This is a genomic window from Nocardiopsis sp. NPDC007018 (assembly GCF_040635075.1).
GTDB lineage: Bacteria > Actinomycetota > Actinomycetes > Streptosporangiales > Streptosporangiaceae > Nocardiopsis.
On the sequence record NZ_JBEYHA010000077.1, the window covers coordinates 1 to 17899 of the forward strand.

The window sequence follows — 17899 nt, forward strand, 5'->3', positions numbered from 1 at the left end:
AACGCTCGGCTGGGATACCCCAGCCGAGCGCCTCGCCAAGCTGCTCACAACGAGCAACTGACCTTACGTGTTGCGACGACTCCTAGAATTCGCCCGTGGCTCCCCGGCCCTGTGGTGTTCGGTGGAGGGTCAGCCGCGTGCGGCGGGCGCCCACTCGTGGGCGAAGGTCTCCATTTGCTTGATGACGGAGTCGATCGCCTTCTGCTCCTGGTCGGGCGGGTAGTCGAACTTGGCCAGCAGTCGACGCACCCGGTTGCGCAGCTTGGCCCGCACCGGCTCACGCGAAAGCCAGTCGGTGCTCAGGTTCTTGCGGATGTCCCGGACCAGGGAACGGGCGATGTTGGCCAGGACGTCGTCGTCCATCAGTTCCTTGGCCGTGCCGTGCGCGGCCACCGCGTCATAGAAGGCCAGTTCGGCGTCGTTGAGCGGCGGGTCGAACTTCTCGCCCCGGCGGGCCTCGGCCATGACCTCCTCGGCGAGCGAGAACAGCGCTGCCAACGCCTCGGCGCTGCTGAGCTGTTCCTGCATGTAGCGCAGCATGAGCTTCTCCAGGCGTTCGGTGAACAGCTCCCGGCTGATCGCGTTGTGCCGGGTGACCTCGCGCATCTTCTCCTGAACCAGGCGGCGCAGCGCCTCGGCGGCCAGGTGCGGGGTCTTCGACTCCTGCATGCGCTGCAGCTGGGCCTCGTTGAGCCGGGTGATGTCCAACCGGCCCATGCCCGCCTCGGCGTACAGGTCGGTGATCTCCTCGGCGTCCACCGCCGAGGCCGCCAGCTGCGACAGGTAGGTGCTGATCTCGGCGGGCAGCGTCTCGCCGCGGGCCTCGCGGTTGGCGGCCTCGATCTTGACCACCCAGGCGCGCACCTCCACGAAGAACTGGATGTCGCGCTTCCAGTGCTCCAGGTCCTCGAACCGCTCGCTGATCTGGCGGCTCATCGAGCACAACTGGTAGAAGCGCTCCAAGCGGGTCGCGCTCTCGCGGAAGCGCTGCGACAGCGACTTGGCGTCCTCACCCTCGGGGACGCGCTGGGCCTCCGGGGAGACCAGGTGGTTGGAGACCACGCGCAGGGCGCGCCGGCGGGCGTCGTCCTCACCCGTGACCAGCAGCCGACGCCAGTCGACCCCCGACAGCAGACCGCAGATGGTGTCGTACTCGTTGCGGACCTCGGTGATGGCCCGGTCCACGCCTCTGCCCAGGGTCTTGTCCTCCTGGTCGCTGGACGAGTACTCGGCCAGTGCCTTGCGGAGGTTGTCGGTGAGCGGGGCGTAACCCACCAGCAGCCCGTCCTGCTTGTCCCGGAAGCGCCGGTTGACGCGGGCCAGGGCCTGCATCAGGTTGGCGCCGCGCATCGGCCGGTCCATGTACATGGTGTGGATCGGCGGGGCGTCGTACCCGGTCAGCAGCATGGAGTGCACGATGAGCAGCTGCAGCTCGTCGTCGGGGTCCTTGGCGCGGGCCTGGACGACCTTGTGCTCGGAGGGACGCATCGCGTGCGCCTTGAGCTCGGTGGCGTCCGAGGGGTCGCTGTGGAAGACCACCTTCATCACCCCGGTGTCGGGGCCCTCGCCCACCCACTGGGGGCGCAGCTCCGCCAGGGCGTCGAAGACCCGGACGCACACCTCGCGGGTGGCACACACCAGCATGGCCTTACCCGGACCGCCCAGGTAGGGGCGGACCAACTCCGAGCGTTTCTCCCAGTGCTCGACCAGGTCCTTGGCGAGCGCGGCCACCCGCTCGGGTGCACCGTAGATGTTGGTCATCTTCAGGGCGGCCTTGAGCGCCTTGCGGCGTTCTGCGTCGTCCATGGCGGCGGTGAGGGTGTCCGCCTGGGCGTCGATCTCCGAGGGGTCCACCCCCTCGGGCAGCGAGATCTCGATCAGCCGCGGCTCGTGGTAGACGCGCACGGTCGCGCCGTCCTTGACCGCGCGGTGCAGGTCGTAGACGTCGATGTAGTCCTCACCGCCGCCGAACACCTCGCGGGTGTTGGCGTCGGCGCGGGAGATCGGGGTCCCGGTGAAGGCGATCAGGGTGGCGTGCGGGAGGGCGTCGCGCAGGTGCCGGGCGTATCCGTCGAGGCTGTCGTAGTGGCTGCGGTGGGCCTCGTCGACGACCACCAGGATGTTACGCCGCTCCGAAAGCAGCGGGTGGTCGGCCCCGGAGTCACGTTCGGCCTTGGTGCGCCCGAACTTCTGCAGGGTGGTGAAGACGATCCCGCCGGTGTTGGTGTTGGTGAGGACGTCCCGCAGCTCCTGCCGGGAGTCTGCCTGGACCGGGTCGGTGCCGAGCAGTTCCCGGCTGGCCTGGAAGGTGCCGAGGAGCTGGTCGTCGAGGTCGTTGCGGTCGGTGACGACCACGACGGTGGGGTTGTTCAGCACCGGTTCGCGGGTCGCCAACCCGCTCAGGCAGACCATCTCCTCGGACTTGCCCGATCCCTGGGTGTGCCAGACCACGCCCGCCTGCCCGTTGGTCTGGGAGGCCCTGACCACGGCCTTGAGGGCCTTGTTCACCGCGAAGTACTGGTGGGCTTTGGCGACGCGCTTGCCGTGCTTGCTGCCGCTGCTGGTGAAGTTGACGAAGTTCCGGGTGAGGTCGAGGAAGCGGTGCTGCTCGAACAGCCCGCGCAGCGCGAGCGCCAGTGCATCGGGCTGCTCGACCTCGGAGTATTCGGCGTACTCGGAGTCCGGGCTGTCGAGGGGCTCGCCCTGTCCGTCCACATTCCACGGGGCGAAGTGCTCGAAGGGCGTGAAGGGGGTGCCGTACTTGGCGGTGACCCCGTCCGAGACCAGACAGAGCACGTTGTAGCGGAAGGCCGCAGGGAACTCCTCCGCGTACGTGCCCAGCTGGGCGTGCGCCCTGGCGAGGGTGGACCGGGGGTCGGAGGCGTTCTTGAGCTCGACCACGGCCAGGGGGAGACCGTTGACGTAGAGGACGACGTCGAACCGGCGCTCGTGGTCACCGTCGAGCAGGCGGACCTGGTTGACGGCGCGGAAGGTGTTGGCGGTGGGGTTGGCGAAGTCGACGAGCCGGACGGTGGGGGAGTGCTCCGCGCCGAACTCGTCGGTGTAGGTGAGCCGGATTCCGGAGGTGAGGTACCCGTGCGCGCGCTGGTTCTCGGGGAGGGGCTCGCGTGAGGCCGGAGTGGTCGCGATGGTCAGGGCACGCTCTACCGCGGAGGGGGTGAGCCCGGGGTTGAGGCGCCACACTGCTTCGCTCAAGTCCTCATGAAGGATGAGGTCATCCCAGACCCGGCGCTGCCCGGAACCGGGAGCGAACTTCTTACCGGGATCGGGTTGCCAGGCAAGCTCCCCGAGTTCTTCGAGAGCGTACTGCTCCCAGTCAGCCTCGGTCACCCGCCCGGAAGAGAGGGAATCGAATCCGGACTCAGCAGGACCACCGGAGAAGTCGGCATTACCGGGTCTGGGGGGTGTCATGCGTTGTCCTCCACGATTCTTTCGGCGTCCTTGACGCGCAGCTTTCCGGACATCAGCTGGGGGAGAAGTGTGTCCCGCAGCTCCGCGAGCGTGCGAGATTCCTCGATCGCGGCGACGGATTTCGAGGCGAGCCCGGTGATCTGCTCACAGATCGGGCCGAGTGCGCGGGGATCGACCACTTTAGCGGACATGATCTCGGCGGGTCGCACCCGCTGATGACTCTTAGAAGTTCCGGTGACCCGGGAGGCCAGCCGGTCAGTGAATCCTGGTTGTGACAGCACTGCCCAGAGCTCGTGCGTGCTCACTCCTTCGCTTGGCTCGAGGACAAGGAATTCGGTCGAAGCCAGGCACGGAGTGCCATCGACTTTCGGGATGTTCCAGACTCTGGGTGTGTTGGGGTTGAGTTTCGATATGAGCACGCTGGGAGAATTGATGATGAACTTGTTGCTCTTGATGGTTGTCGGCTGATCGGTTTCTGGAAGCTTGCCTTTGTCGAAGGCTGGAAGGCTGTAGTGCTTGATGAACGGGTGGGTGAGAGAGCTCGGTGTTGCCTGTGCCTTCGACAGATTACACAGTGAGTCAACGGAGACCCGTGGAGTGGCGGTCGCGCTCGCTTCCACCAGGTGGCGGCACAGTTCTTCGGTTGATTCTGAAATGCGCTCGTTCGCGGCGATTTTATCATCCAGCGCGCTGAGGGCGGTAGCGATGGCCTGCTGTTCATGTTTGGGTGGTATGAGCGCTGGAGTTGCGTAAAAATCGGCTCGAGAAGTTGAAGGGACTGCCGATCCAGATTGCAGTGTGTTTATGTCAGTATTCTTGAGGGAGTAGTAGCACCATTTGAGATCTATTGTTGTCTTGGGCGACAAATAATAGGCTGTATCGATTACCCAGAATGGATGTTCTGTGTAGTGGACTCCGCGATATGCACCCTTGCGTCCAATGATGACGCCGGGGCCTTCGGATTGCGGGATGTTGTGCCAGCCCACGGGGCCGTTTGTTCCGAAAACGCGAACAGTTCCATTGGCGTTCTGGTATCCGCGCAGGGCTTTTCCGTACTCAAGGGTTGCGATTTCGCCCCATGTTTTCTGGATCCAGCCTTTCATCCGATCCTCCCGAGCTGCTCGCGGACGACGCTCTCAAGGCGCTTGGACTCGTCGAAGTGCTCGAAGAGCTCCCTCGACAAGCGGGCGATCTTCTCGTCCAGCGGTTCGGCGTCCGGGTCCTCTTCAACCTCGGCCGTTCCCACATATCGTCCGGGGGTGAGCACATAGTCGTGCTTGGCAATTTCCTGGAGCTTGGCCGAGTAAGCGAAACCCGGCACGTTCTCGTAGGTCAGCCCCTTCTTCCTAGCGGAAGCAGTGCCGCGCCAGGCGTGGAAGGTGTCGGCGATCTTCTCCACATCCTCCGGGGAGAACACACGCTCGGTGCGGTTGATCATCTCGCCCATGTCGCGGGCGTCGATGAACAGCACCTCTCGGCGGCGGTCGTTGGTCGAGTCGGCTCCCAGCGCACCCTTGTCCCTGACCAGGAACCACAGGCAGGCTGGGATCGCGGTGGTGCGGAACAGGTTGCTCGGCAGAGCCACCATGCACGCCACTAGATCGGCGTCCACCATCGCCTTGCGAATTTCACCCTCACCGGAGGACTGTGTGGACATTGACCCGTTGGCCAGGACCACGCCGGCCTTACTCCGGGAGCCGAGTTTGGAGACGATGTGCTGCAACCAGGCATAGTTGGCGTTGTTCGCCGGGGGCACACCGAAACGCCAGCGGTTGTCGTCCGTCCTGCGCTCCCAGGGGTGGAGGTTGAAGGGCGGGTTGGCTAGGACGAAGTCGGCCTTCAGGTCGGGCAGTTTGTCGTCGCCGAAGGTGTCCGCCCAGCGCTTGCCGACACCCTCGGGGTCCATGCCGTGGATGGCCAGGTTCATCTTGGCCAGACGCCAGGTGCGCTCGTTGGCTTCCTGGCCGTAGACCGCGATGTCGTGCGTGTGGTCGCGGCCGCCGTGGTGTTCGACGAACTTCTGGGCCTGGACGAACATGCCGCCGGAGCCACAGCAGGGGTCATAAACCCGCCCCTCGTACGGCTCCAGGATCTCCACCAGCAGCTCAACCACGCTCTTGGGCGTGTAGAACTCACCAGCCCGCTTGCCCTCCGCCCGGGCGAACTGCTCCAGGAAGTACTCGTAGGTCTCGCCGAGTACGTCCTGCGCGGTCTTCTCGTCATTACCGGCGAACCGGGCGTCGCTGATGAGGTCGACCAACCCCTTCAGCCGCTTCTGGTCGACGTTGTCGCGGTTGAAGATCTGCGGCAGGACGCCGGTCAGCGCCTTGTTGTTCGCCATGATCTCGCCCATCGCGTCGTCGATGAGCTTGCCGACCCCCTCGGGGGTACTGGCCGCGTTCTCGGCGATGTGCTTCCAACGCGCCTTCTCTGGCACCCAGAAGACGTTCTCCTCGGTGTAAGAGTCCTGGTCCTCCAGGAAGGCGTCCCAGCGGTGCTCCGGGACACCGTCCTCCTCCAGCTCGACGACGATCTCGCGGCGACGCTCGTCGAAGGCGTCGGCCACGTACTTGAGGAAGACCAGCCCGAGCACGAACTCCTTGTACTGGGCGGCATCCATGGACCCGCGGAGCTGGTCGGCGGCCTTCCAGAGGATCGCGCGGATCTCCTGCGGGGTGGAGGCGTTGAACAGCTCCCCCTGCTGGGTGCTGGCGCGTTTGCGTGGCGGCATGTGTGGTGTGTTCCTTCTGTGTTGTCGTGCTGCCCACTGACACGGGCGTCCAGGGACACCGGTGACTGGGGGAGAGGAGGTACGGAAAGTCTGTCAGTCGGTGGGGACAGCCAGGGTCCCGTCGCCGAAACCGGCGGCGCTGAGCCTCCGGATGGTGTCCAGCTCGGTGTACTGGGCGTCCAGCAGAGCGCGTTTGCGGTCCGACTCGGCCAGGAAGGTGTCCAGGCGCTCCACTTCCTTCGGGTTCAGGTCGGGCAGCGAGGCCTCCCCGATGCCGCGGGGGGCGCGGACCGACCTCGTCGGTTTGTTGGTGGAGACCGCGCCCTCCAAGAGCAGTGCCAGGACTCGAGGCGTGAGCGCCCGTCTCGCCCTGCGGTTCACCCGTAGGACCCGGGCCGGATAGCAGACCACCGAGGCCCCCTCGTGGTCGACCATCACCCCGAAACCGGTGGCGGTCGTGTACACCACGTCGCCGGGTTCGGTCAGAGCCGCGTGCTGGTACTCCGCGGCCAGGACCAGGCGGTCGATGCGACGACTTCCGCGCTGGGACCGTCCCAGGACCTCGTCCGGTCCGATCAGGTCGAGCTGGCCCGCCGGGTCGATGTGTTCGTCCGCGATCCGATGTCCCTTGACCGGGACGAGCTGGTCCTGGCGGATCAGGGTGTTGACGGTGACCCGCTCCGGTGCGGGTCCCACCCGGCGGATGAGACCACCGCGAAGAGGGCCCGCGGACTCCGTGTGCGCACGGGCCCGGTTGTCGGCCTCGGCCAGGCGGGTCTCGGCCTCGGCGATCAGGGCCGGACGGTCGCGGACCGCCTGGGACAGCAGTCGGGACACCGGCGGCCCCGGCGGAACGAGCGACTCCCCGAACCGGTCCTCCAGGTCCTTGATGGTCACCGACATCCCGTACCGGGGGTCGTGCCCGCCCAGGTGATGGCCCTCGGCCCGCCAGAGCAGGATGTCCTCGGCCAGGGTCCCCATCACCTGGTCGTCCAGGGGGCGCGCGCTGATGTCGTTGACCAGCACCCGGCCCTCGGTGTTGGCGACCTGGCCCCGGCGCAGGGTCCACATGGCGCACTCGTATCCAGGGCGGGAGGGGTCGGCCCCGCCGGGCAGGGTGGTGACCGACTCGACCAGCTTGCTCCGGATCAGACGGGAACGGATCTGCGCCTCGCGGGTGTCCAGAGCACCGACCAACGCGTCGGCGGGGCCGATGACCACCGCCGTGCAACCGGGGCCGAGCAGGTCGCCGATGGCCTCGACCTCCTCCAGCACCCGGGCCTGGGAACGGCTTTCGCCCGCCTGGTACGGCAGCAGGGTGACCACCAGGTCGGGGTCGGCGATGCCCTCCTCCAGCTCGGTACCCTCCTGCACGTCCAGGTCGAGTTCGGGCACTCCGGCCAGCAGCAGGCGGCGCCGGGTGAGCCGGGCCAGGTCGGGGCGCCGCTCGGCGGCCAGGGTCCTGCTGTCCGCGGGGTCGTCCAGGGCGCACACCATGTCGTGCAGCAGGTCCCCGTACAGGGCGTGCGGGTCGGCGACGGTGAGCGTGTCGTTGGCCGAGGCGTGTTCGTACGGGTCCGCCACCCGCACGATGAGGCGGCGCAGTTCGGGGGCGAGGGAACCGCTTTCGGGATCGGCGAGTCCGAGGCGGTGCCGCTGCCGCATGAGGTGTTCATGCGCGCCACCGGGGGTGTACGCGGCCTCGACCAGGTCCTCGGCCAGGGGCGCGAGGCGGGCGGAGAGCCCGGGGTCGGCGCTCAGCTCGCGCAGGAAGAACTCGTCGTCGGGATCCATGTGCTCCGCACGGGTGAGCAGAGCGTCCTTCGTGGTGTCGGCGAGGGGCTTCTCGTCCATGTACTGGAGGCACAGCAGTGCTCCGAGTACCGAGACGAGGCGCTGCGCCCCGACCCCCTCCGCCACGCGGACCAGTCCGTGCGCGACCAGCTCCGGGCCGATCTCGTCCGCCGGGGTGTTGCCCAGGCCGGTGCTGGTCAGCCAGTCGGCGACCGCATGGCCGTCGAACCAGGCCCGGCTGTCGTTCTCCGCCATGGGAGAGGGGAAGTCGGAGTGGCGCCGCCGCCAGGTGGAGACGACCGGGCGCTGGACGCGGGCGAGCCCCGCGATGTCGGACAGGGAGAGCAGCAGGGGTGACGAAGGCATGGGCCGCTTCCTCGCTCTCTGCGTCGGGGGTGGGGAGTGCGGGTGTGAGGCCACTGTAGGGCAGAGCGATCACTTTTGGTAGTGAGAGTTTGATAAGCACCCTTATCAAAGATTGGCCTTCATTGAGCCAGTGTTTCTGGGTAGTGTCCTCGCATGATCCAGAGCGGCCAGCCGCTCGCTTCCCGAAGCACGCACCCCGGTACCTCGCCCGTACCGGCCGATCTCGAGGAGCCCCCCATGAGCCGACGACACCTCCACTCCGGTACGAAGCCCGCCCGAGCGCCGCACGCCTCCCGCCCGCGCAGGTGCGGCAAGCGCTGGTTCAAGGACAGCATCAGCGCTGAACTGGCCCTGGCCGCCATCCGCCACCACGGCTCCGACCGCTCGGACCGGATGCCCCGCCGGGCCTACGAGTGCCCGGCTTGCAAGGGATGGCACCTGACCTCCCAGGAGGGGCGGACCCGCAGCGCGGGTACGTCCTCGGTCCAGGGGAGGGGACCCGGGGCCCCTCGGCCCCGACGCGCCGAGCCCGGGCGAGTGGGAGAGCAGCGGGCGCTGCGGACCGGCCAGACCATGCGCGCCTGGCGGGTCGTCCAGGGACTGGAGCCGTGGGTGGCCGCGCACGTGGAGGAGCACCTCGCCGAGCACGGGCGCGGCCCCACCTGGCGTGAGCTGGAGGCGGTGTTCGGCTGGAACCAGTGGGAGGGCGCGCTGGCCATCAGGTACCTGGTGGACCAGGGGTGGCTGCGGGAGGAATCCGCGAGCCCGCACCTCCTGCCCGCGGCGCCCCGGACCGCGGAGGGACTTCCTTCGGAGGACAACCACCGGAGCGAGCAGTACTGAGGCAGCACTGAGGCAGCACTGAGGCAGTGCTGAGAACAGCCGGGTCCGGGCGGCGTCCCGGCCATCAGCCGAGGGCGGGCCGGGACGGACGGCTCGGCCGGGGAGGAGGGGCCGGACGGGTTTGGCGGTGGGCAGGCTGAGGGGTCGGTTTCTGTGTCAACCCCTGTGCCAATCCCCGCGTCATGATCACGGACGGGTTTTTCGGCTGACATGGGCAGTGAGGTCGTGGAATTCGCAGGTTCGTCCCGAACCCCGGTGTGACCCCCGGTCGGGTGTGCCCACGAAGCAGGGACGGGTTCCGCTCGTGGCCCCCGACCACCCCCGATCGCTGCCCGCGGCCCGGCCTTCCCCCGAACGGTGCCCGGCACCGCCCACACCGTCGGTTCCTTCTCGGCCGTGCCTCTCCCGGCCCCGACGAGAGCCGACATCCCCCTCAGGACGCGGCCCCTTTTCCGTGTCCGGCAGACACCCCGCACCACCCGACGGCTCCCGTCCGACGGTGCACACCCCCGCAGTAACAGGTGCATACCCCCGCAGTACAACAGCCGGAGTAGACGTGAACCAAGGAGACCGGGACACGGTCATCGCGCAGGAGCAGGCAGCGGTCGACCGCGCCTACCACCACTTCGAGCGTGCGAAGGGCGACCTCCGCAGGATCGCTCGACACCCGCTGGGTGCGAGCACGAAGGACAACGCCGACCTGAAGCGGCAGTCCGAGGAGAGGTTGGAGGCCCTCCAACTGGACGGCAAACCTCTGGTGTTCATGCGCGCCGACGTGGAGGAGCGCAGCGAACGCGAGACCTTCTACGTCGGGCGGGAGGGGGTCAAGGACGCGAAGGGCAACCGCCTGGTCATCAAGTGGACGGCGCCGCTGGCCAGGGAGTGGCGGCTGGCCAGCCCCAGTTCCCCGGGGACGGTGCGCCTGCGCCGCAGGCTCAAGTGCGAGGACAGCAAGGTCCTCTCCTACTTCGACGAGATCAGCGAGCCGGACCAGAGCGCGGCCGTCCCCGCTGACGCCTCCGACACCTCCGGCACTTCCGACACCTCCGATCCCGCCGCCCCCGCCCGCCCCGCTGTTCCCTCCCCCAAGAAGGTCGCGGCCCTGGCCACCCGCCGCAGGGCCCGGGAGCAGGGGGAGACGGTCGACCCCTTCCTCCTGGAGGAGCTCAACCGCGCCCGCAAGGGCCTGATGCGGGACATCGTCGAGACCATCCAGCGCGACCAGCTCGAACTGGTCTCCGACGCGCGCCCCGGGACCCTGGTCATCCAGGGCGGGCCGGGAACCGGCAAGACCGCGGTCGGGCTGCACCGCGTGACCTGGCTGCTGGACAACGACCACTTTAAGGCCGAGCAGATCCTGGTGGTCGGGCCGCACCCGGAGTTCCTGAACTACGTCGGCCAGGTCCTGCCCTCGCTCGGTACCCGCGGGGTGCGGGCACAGGCCCTGGGCGGACTGTGGGAGGGGCAGGTCCGGGCCGAGGACGGTCCGGAGCAGGCCCGGATCAAGTCCGACGCCAGGATGGCGGCGGTGCTGGAGCGGGCGGTCCGCGGGCTGATCCGACCCGAGGGGCTGGCCGGTCTCCTCACGGACGGGCGCCTCGTCTTCCAGGACGAGAGCCGCCAACTCGTCGTGGCGGGGGAGGACCTGGAGGGGCTGGTCGAGCAGGCCCGGCAGCGCCCCGGTACCCACGCCGACCGGCGGCAGTACTTCCTGGACTCCCTCCTCGACCACCTGATCGCCGAGCTGGCCGAGCGGAGTGGTCACCTGGGCCGGGACGGGGGAGTCCGCCGCAGGCTGTCGCAGAGCCGTGCCGTGACCCGCCTGCTCACGGCCGTGTGCCCGCAGCTGTCCGAGAAGCGGCTGATGCGCAGACTGCTCAACGACCCCGACGCGCTGGCCGCCGCGGCCGAGGGCGTCCTGAACGAGGAGGAGCAGCGGGCCCTGAACCGCGCCAGGTCCCGGACCGAGGCGGCCGAACCCTGGACCCGCGCCGACCTGGTCTGCCTGGAGGAACTGCGGGTCCTGCTCACCGGCGACGGTCCGGTGCGCTATCGGCACATCGTGGTGGACGAGGCCCAGAACCTCACCCCGATGCAGGTGCGCGGGTTGGCCCGGCGCTGCCCCAGCGGGTCGCTCACCGTCCTGGGCGACCTGGCCCAGTCCACCGGGGAGCACCGCTACGAGCAGTGGTCGGACTTCGTGGACCTGCTGACGCTGCGGGACGGGTGGCACCTGCACGAACTCACCGTCGGCTACCGGGTGCCGTACGAGGTCATGCACGTCTCCGTGCCCGCCGCGGTGGCGGTGGCGCCGACCGTGCGCCAGCCGATCCCGGTGCGTCCCCCGGAGGAGGGGGACGTCACGGTGCGTTGGACCCTCCCCGACGACCTCCTGGCGGAGGTGGCGGCACAGGTGGACCGGCTGCGGGAGACGGGCGGACGGAGCCGGTCGATCGCGGTCATCACCGCTGACGACTCGTCCCTGCTGGAGCGGGTGGGGGAACAACGAAAGGAATCGGGGGGCGCCGAGGAGGGGCCGGAGGTCCAGGTCCTGCCGGTGTCCCGGGTGAACGGTCTGGAGTTCGACCACGTCGTCCTGGTGGAGCCGGGCGAGATCACCGCGTCGGACGCCAACGGCGTTGGCCAGCTCTATGTCGCCCTGACCAGGTGCACCCAGTCCCTGAGCATCGTGTACGCGCGGCCGCTGCCTGACGTCCTGGTCGACCCCGAACGGGTGCCGGGCAGCGGTGCGGAGCACGGGGGACTGGTGCGGTGCACCCGGTTCCGGACCGACGGCGGACGCTGCCGCAACTCCACTACCACTGCTGACAGGTGGTGCCGTCAGGAGGGGTGCGGGGGTTACCGGACGCGAGTTCCCCTTCCCCGTTCGGAGGCGCCCGGAGTTCTGTCCCGCCCCGTGGGCACCACCCGCGGGGCCGTCCCGGACCTGCCGGAGGAGGGGCCCGAGGCGGTCCGTGTCTCCGCGGCGGCGCGGGCCCGGTTCGCGGTGCGGCACCGGGCCAGTGCGCGGGACGCTCAGGTGGAGCTCCGCGACATGCTGACCCACCTGTGGACCAGCGGTACCTGGTCCCGGAACAGGGACGGTTGCTGGCTGCTGGACGATCAGGGATACCGGCTGGTGCTGAGCCCGGACGTCCGGTCCGTGACGGACTACCAGACCGTCCACCTGGAGCGGAGCTACGCGCAGTTCCTGGCTGGGGTGCCTTCCCGGTACCGGCTGAACCGCCCCGAGGATTCGGAGGAAGGGGCGGAGGCTGACCTGCAGGAGGACCCTTCAGCGCAGGAGCTGGCGGGGGCGCCCGCCGACCCGCTTCCCCAACCCCAGAAACCGAACACGATGGAGCAGAGCATGTCCGAGACGAGTGAGTCCGTGGAAGACGGATTCCTGGCCGTCATCCGTGCGGCGGTGCAGCGTGAGAGAGAGGATCGTGGCCACGAGGGCCTGCGATTCCAGCTCATCGCGGATCTGTTCAACCAGGGGCGGACACCGGTGTGGTCCGAGTTCGTCGACGTGGAGTGCGCCGGGTCCGAGGGCAGTTACCTGTACGAGGTCCTGGGCGCGGAGGGGCACACGTACGCCCGGATGCGCGAAGGCGTCCTGCGGATCATGGAGGTCGAGTACGCGACCGGAACCAAGGCTGACCGGGCCTTTCTGGTGCTACCGCAGTCGCCGGAGCCTCCCGAAGCGGCCACGATGGTGAGCGAGGCCTTCGGAACCGAGGTGATCTGGCGGTCCGGGGACACCTGGGAGGGCACTCGGGTGGACCTGGCTTTGGGGACTGAGGGATAGGGGAGCGGCTGCTGAGGGCTTCGGGATTGGTGTGTGCCAGAGCCTTCAGCACACGCACATACCCGCATACCCGCACACCCGACAGAAACCTCTGACGGGTGTCGGTGCGCGGCGCGGGCCCGGCCACGGTAGAAGACCGTGGCCGGGCCCGATTGCGTCTCAGGTCAGTGGGTCAGGGCGCTTTTGAGGAAGCCGGTCCACTCGGAGGAGGGGAAGGGAAGATGCCCGGCGTCGGGGTGCTTGGAGTCCCGGAGAGCCGCACCACAGGGAAGCTCGGCCACCTCGACACAGTTCTGCCCGGCGCCGCTGTAGCTGCTCTTGTGGAAGGTGGAGGGGATGTGGGCGACCTCTACGCAGTCTTCACCGGTGCCGCTGTAGCTGCTCTTGCGGAAGCCTAGATCTGTCACGATTCACCCTCTAGTGATGCGGTTGCTTCTTCGATGAAGTCTATGCTCCGGGCCACTGTTAGTGATGCGCTGTGGGCCTCGCGCCAGAGGGCGTCAAAGTAGCGGATCTCCGCAGTCTCTTCCAGGAAGAGGCCTGCGGTGGGGATTTCTGCGAAGCAGACGGTGGGGTCTGCTGGCTCGGCGAACTCCATGATTTGGAAGCCGCCCAGGTTCGCGGCGTGCATACCCGCTGAGAAGGGCAGGACGTGGATGGATATGTGAGGTCTTGTAGCCATGTGCGCCAGGTGCTTCAGTTGCTCTTTCATGACCGCTGTGCCGCCTGCTAGTCGGCGCAGCGCGGCCTCATCGATGATGGCCGCGTACTCCGGGGGATAGAGACGTGCAAGGATGCTTTGCCGTTCCATGCGAGCGTCCACGTGACGCTGGATTTCTACGTCCGCGTACGCGTTCGTTCCGGTGAACACCGCACGTGTGTACTCCGGTGTCTGTAGAAGACCGGGGATCACCTGGGCTTCATAAGTGCGGATCAGAGAAGCTTCCACCTCGAAGGCGGGGAGGCCGCTCGTGCCGAACAACTCTTTGTATCGGTACCACCACCCCTTCTCCTTGGACTCTCGGTAGAGCTGATGGAAGGCGTCACGCGTTTCGTCGCTGACCTCGTATAGATCAGCGAGGGCGTCAAGATCTCGTGCACGCGTACGCCGTGACTCCGCTGTCTCGATCTTGCTGAGGGTGGTACGGGGAACCCCCGAACTCTTAGCGGCTTCTTCAAGGGTCAGCCGATGAGCCTCACGTAGACGGCGCAGTTCGAAGCCGAGTCTCCGTAGGCGGATGGTGGGGCTGTGAGGACGTTGCATGGAGTCAGCCTAGTCAAAGTTTTCCGGAAATCCCAGTTTCTGATTGATAGAAGGAGATTTCCAGGGTCACTATGGGGTTGTGGCCGGTGATCGTCTCATCACAGACGGTCCACTTCGGTCAGGCTACGCCTTGCCCGTTCCGCGCATCACGGCAACCGTGAGACTCCTCCAACGGGCTCTACGCACGACCCCTGCTCATGTACCGCCATGCCTAGGAGTGTGTTCGTCATGCCTTCCAACAACCCCAACGACCCTCCGATCTCCGGGGAGGTCACGGTGCCGCTGGCCAGCTTCATCCGGCCGCTCTACCGGCACTACTTCTCCGGGCGGCCTGAGCGGCCCAACTACCGGGCCCGCCGCTACGACTTCGCGGGAACGCCCACCGTGATGCCGCTGGTCCGGGCCTTCCTGGACACCTGTGCCGCTGAACACGACTCCGACTACCGCTACCTGTTCACCCTGCTCGGCTCGGAGCTGTGCAACAACGCGATCCGGCACAGCCGCTCCGGGCAGCCCGGGGGCAGCTACATCCTCAACATCCAGCGCGACCGCCACGGGCTCCGCCTGACCTGCCGCGACCGCGGACAGCCCACCGGGCCCGACCAGCACCTCACCCCCCACCCGGACGGGTTGAGCCTGAACGCGAAGTCCGGGCGCGGGCTGGCCATGGTCGACGCCTTCGCCAGCGACTGGGGCGACAACGGGCGCGCCCAGTTCCGCAGCGTCTGGTTCTACCTCTCCTACGACCTGGCCGGAAGCCGCTGGAAGGCCGACCACTAAAGCCGATCACTAGAACCGTCGGCTGACATGTCACCCAGGACATGAGACGGGCCCAGGAAAGCGTTGCCGCGCTTCCCCTGGGCCCTGAACCCCCGAAAACCCAACAGCTCATATGTAAGGAAAAGAGGATCTGATGCAGAACCCTATCCCCTCGCCCCGCCCCTCCAGCGACCCGCTCCACCGCACCCTGCCCCGCCGCCAGCCGCTCAGCGGCCCAGTCTGCACCACCTGCGCCCACCCCTCCTGCCGGGAGCGCCGCGCCGAACGCCTGCCCCGACTGGGTGGGCACCGCTCCGAGTACGCCAGCGAACACGCCCAGGCCGCCCGCATCCAAGCCCGCTACCGGCACCTGGTGCTCTGGTGGGGAGAGGCCACCCGATCCTTCTGGGTCGCCACCCCCAACGGCCTGGAAGAGGCCCCGGACATCGACGCCCTCCTGCTCCTGCTCTGGCCGCACACCGAGCCGCCCACCGCCCGCCCCTGGGCCCAGAACCTGGGAAGCCCTCGCCCTGGCCCCCGCCCCCGGCCTCACCCCCGCGTCCCGGCCATGGCCTGACCGCTGGCAGGGGTCCGTACACGATGCGGCCGCTCTCCGAAGAGTCTTCGGGGAGCGGCCGCACGGAGATCAAGTGCTCTCATCAGCCGAGCTGGTCGGGGATGACCTCCACCAGGTCCGTCTCAGGAGCACCGGTTCCGGCCTCCGCGGTGGTGGCGGCCAGCAGCTCCGGGGCGACCAGCGCCCGCGTCTGACGTTCCACCGGGTGCAGCTCGGTCAGTTCCTTCTTCGGGCGGATACCGAGCTTGGGGAACTCACGGGCGGTCGGCAGTACACGCGCCTCCAGCGAGCCGATCGCCGCGTTGTAGTGCTCCACCGACTTGTCCAGGGAGCCCCTCAGCCTTCCCAGGTGTTCACCCACCTTGGTGAGCCGGTCGTAGATCTCCCGGCCCAACCCGTGGATGACCTCCGTGTTCTCCCGCATCGCCTTCTCGTCCCAGGACAGGGCGATGGTGCGGAGCATGGGGATCAGCACGGTGGGGGTCGCGATGATGATCTTCTTGGCGAGGGCGTGCTCGTACAGGTCCGGCTTCCGGTCCAGGGCGGCCTGCAGCAGGGACTCGTTCGGCAGGAACATCAGCACGAAGTCCGGGCTGCCCGCGACCTTGACGAAGTACTCCTTCGCCGCGAGCGTGTCCACGTGCTTGCGCACCTGTGCGGCGTGCTCGTCCATGAACCGGTCGTACTCGTCGTCCCCGTCCGCCTCCAGGGCGTTCATGAAGGCGTCGAGGGAGACCTTGGCGTCCACCACGACCCGGCGGCCGCTGGTGAGGTTGACGATCATGTCCGGCCGCTGGGTCCCCTCCTCGTCCGTGACGGAGACCTGGGTGTCGAAGTCGCAGCGTTCGCGCATGTCCGCGAGTTCCACGGCCTTCCTGAGCTGGAGTTCGCCCCAGCGTCCGCGCACCTGGGGCTTGCGCAGCGCCTTGACCAGAGCCTCGGTCTGCGCCCGGCCCCGGGCGTTCTCCTGGGCCAGGTTCTTGAGCTGCTCGTCCAGGCGGGTCTCGGTCGTGGTCCGCCTGCCGTCGAACTCGCGCAGGTGCAGGCCCAGCTCTTGGAGCTTCTCGGTCACGGCCCTGGCGGTCGTCCCGAGCTTCTCGTCCGCGGTGGCGGTCAGCTTCTCCTGGGAGGACTCCAGCATCTTGGCCACGGTCGCCTCGACCTGTTCAGTCTGGAGCCGGCTGTGCTCCTCGCGCACCTTGTCCAGCTCTTTCTGCGCGGCGGCCACCTCGGCCTGGCGCTTCTCCAGCTGTGCCCGCTCGGTGCGCAGCGTGGCGAGGTCGGTCTCATAGCCGCTGATGCGCGCCTTCTGATCGTCGCTCACCGCTTCCAGCGCGACCCTTCGCTTCTCCTCGGCGAGCAGGGCGCCCTCCAGCTCCTCCACCCGCCGCTGACCGGCATCGAGTGACTTGCGCAGACCCTCTGCCTCCGACCGGGCCTGGTGCAGCTTCTCCGCGGTGGCCTTGCCTTCGGTCTCCAGCCTGGCCCGCTCCTCGGTCACGGAAGTCAGCCGGGCGTTCAGCTCGGACCAGGCGGATTCGCGTTCGCGCTGGGACTTCTGGGCCTCGTCGCGTTCGGTGCGGAGCTCTCCGGCCTGGGTGCGCGCCTGTTCGCGCTGCTCCTCGGCGAGCAGCAGCTCCGTTCGCAGTCGGTTCTGTTCGTTGCCGTGGTCACGGTTGCGCGCCTCGGCGCGGTTGCGGGCGAGCAGGTAGCCGAGGGCGGCGAAGACCGCGGCGACCACGACGATGAGGGTGATGACAAGCATGGTGTTCACGGTGATTCCTCTATAGGGAAGTGCGCAGACCGGATCAACGGACTGCGAAGAGGATGGGACCATCGTGTTCCAGGAACCGCCCGAGAAACGTGGGCAGTGGGTGAAACGCGATGACCATCACCATAGAGAACCCATGGGTCGGAATGCAGGTGATCCCTTGATAAGGCGGGTTATCAGACCGGTTCGACCATTTTCTCTTTGGTTGGGGTCAGAAGTTTTCCTGCCACTGACCGGAGCTGTGGTTCATCAGGGGAAGCCCGTCCGTGTGCGTCCCGAACATGACCGACCTTCCCTCGGCCAACGAGAGGTCGAGCTGTTCGTACAGCTGCTCGGTTCCCGTGCCCCGGCTGCCCAACCAGCCGTTGGACATCAGCGAGATGAAGTCGGTGCCGTTGAGGTAGCGGGGGACGGATGTCTGGCGGATCCGCTTGCCAGTTCTGTGTTCGAGGTCCTTGGTGTGTCCTGAGTTTGGTGGAGCCGTGTTTCTGGATTCTCAGGCCACAGTGCTCGGTTGTTTGTTCTCGAACTCTATGGGTGTCAGCCAGCCG

Annotated in this window: 12 protein-coding genes; 4 read left to right on the forward strand and 8 right to left on the reverse strand. The window is 67.6% G+C overall.

The features are described 5' to 3' along the window. Window positions 1-129: 129 nt before the first annotated feature. The 4 genes from ABZ635_RS25490 to ABZ635_RS25505 all read right to left on the reverse strand — a co-directional run bounded on the left by ABZ635_RS25490 (window position 130) and on the right by ABZ635_RS25505 (window position 8323). Window positions 130-3432: a type I restriction endonuclease subunit R gene (locus ABZ635_RS25490; RefSeq protein ID WP_357769546.1), complete on the reverse strand. Its 3303-nt coding sequence runs from the start codon at window positions 3430-3432 to the stop codon at window positions 130-132. Next, window positions 3429-4535, reverse strand: coding sequence for a restriction endonuclease subunit S (locus ABZ635_RS25495; RefSeq protein WP_357769548.1), 1107 nt, complete (start codon window positions 4533-4535; stop codon window positions 3429-3431). The genes ABZ635_RS25490 and ABZ635_RS25495 overlap by 4 nt, the downstream gene beginning before the upstream one ends. After that, the gene (locus tag ABZ635_RS25500; protein WP_357769550.1) at window positions 4532-6163 is read right to left on the reverse strand and encodes a class I SAM-dependent DNA methyltransferase; all 1632 of its coding nucleotides are present in this window, start codon (window positions 6161-6163) and stop codon (window positions 4532-4534) included. The genes ABZ635_RS25495 and ABZ635_RS25500 overlap by 4 nt, the downstream gene beginning before the upstream one ends. 93 nt (window positions 6164-6256) lie before the next feature. After that, window positions 6257-8323: a hypothetical protein gene (locus ABZ635_RS25505; protein ID WP_357769552.1), complete on the reverse strand. Its 2067-nt coding sequence runs from the start codon at window positions 8321-8323 to the stop codon at window positions 6257-6259. A 237-nt stretch (window positions 8324-8560) separates the two neighbouring features. Here ABZ635_RS25505 and ABZ635_RS25510 point away from each other — a divergent pair, with 237 nt between their 5' ends. Together ABZ635_RS25510 and ABZ635_RS25515 are read left to right on the forward strand one after the other, a co-directional pair. Then, window positions 8561-9166 carry a hypothetical protein gene (locus ABZ635_RS25510; protein WP_357769553.1) on the forward strand — a complete coding sequence of 202 codons (606 nt, stop codon included), beginning with the start codon at window positions 8561-8563 and terminating at the stop codon, window positions 9164-9166. Between the two features lie 556 nt (window positions 9167-9722). After that, window positions 9723-12977 (forward strand): UvrD-helicase domain-containing protein, encoded by a 3255-nt coding sequence (locus ABZ635_RS25515; RefSeq protein WP_357769555.1) that lies wholly within the window; start codon window positions 9723-9725, stop codon window positions 12975-12977. A 164-nt stretch (window positions 12978-13141) separates the two neighbouring features. Here the strand turns inward: ABZ635_RS25515 and ABZ635_RS25520 are convergent, their stop codons facing one another. Both ABZ635_RS25520 and ABZ635_RS25525 read right to left on the reverse strand, forming a co-directional pair. Beyond that, a complete protein-coding gene (locus ABZ635_RS25520; protein ID WP_357769557.1) occupies window positions 13142-13384 on the reverse strand; it encodes a DUF397 domain-containing protein in 243 nt (80 codons plus the stop codon). Then, on the reverse strand, window positions 13381-14241 hold the full coding sequence (locus ABZ635_RS25525) for a helix-turn-helix transcriptional regulator (protein ID WP_357769559.1): 861 nt from the start codon (window positions 14239-14241) through the stop codon (window positions 13381-13383). Before ABZ635_RS25525 ends, ABZ635_RS25520 begins: the two co-directional genes overlap by 4 nt. Window positions 14242-14469: 228 nt before the next feature. On the opposite strand from ABZ635_RS25525, the gene ABZ635_RS25530 reads away from it, so the two are divergent. Continuing rightward, a complete protein-coding gene (locus tag ABZ635_RS25530; RefSeq protein WP_357769561.1) occupies window positions 14470-15021 on the forward strand; it encodes an ATP-binding protein in 552 nt (183 codons plus the stop codon). Between the two features lie 133 nt (window positions 15022-15154). Then, the gene (locus ABZ635_RS25535; protein WP_357769563.1) at window positions 15155-15577 is read left to right on the forward strand and encodes a hypothetical protein; all 423 of its coding nucleotides are present in this window, start codon (window positions 15155-15157) and stop codon (window positions 15575-15577) included. An 82-nt stretch (window positions 15578-15659) separates the two neighbouring features. On the opposite strand, the gene rmuC is transcribed toward ABZ635_RS25535, so the two are convergent. After that, window positions 15660-17342: a DNA recombination protein RmuC gene (gene rmuC / locus ABZ635_RS25540; protein WP_357769567.1), complete on the reverse strand. Its 1683-nt coding sequence runs from the start codon at window positions 17340-17342 to the stop codon at window positions 15660-15662. A gap of 217 nt (window positions 17343-17559) precedes the next feature. Beyond that, the gene (locus ABZ635_RS25545; protein ID WP_357769565.1) at window positions 17560-17721 is read right to left on the reverse strand and encodes a hypothetical protein; all 162 of its coding nucleotides are present in this window, start codon (window positions 17719-17721) and stop codon (window positions 17560-17562) included. Between the last annotated feature and the right edge of the window lie 178 nt (window positions 17722-17899).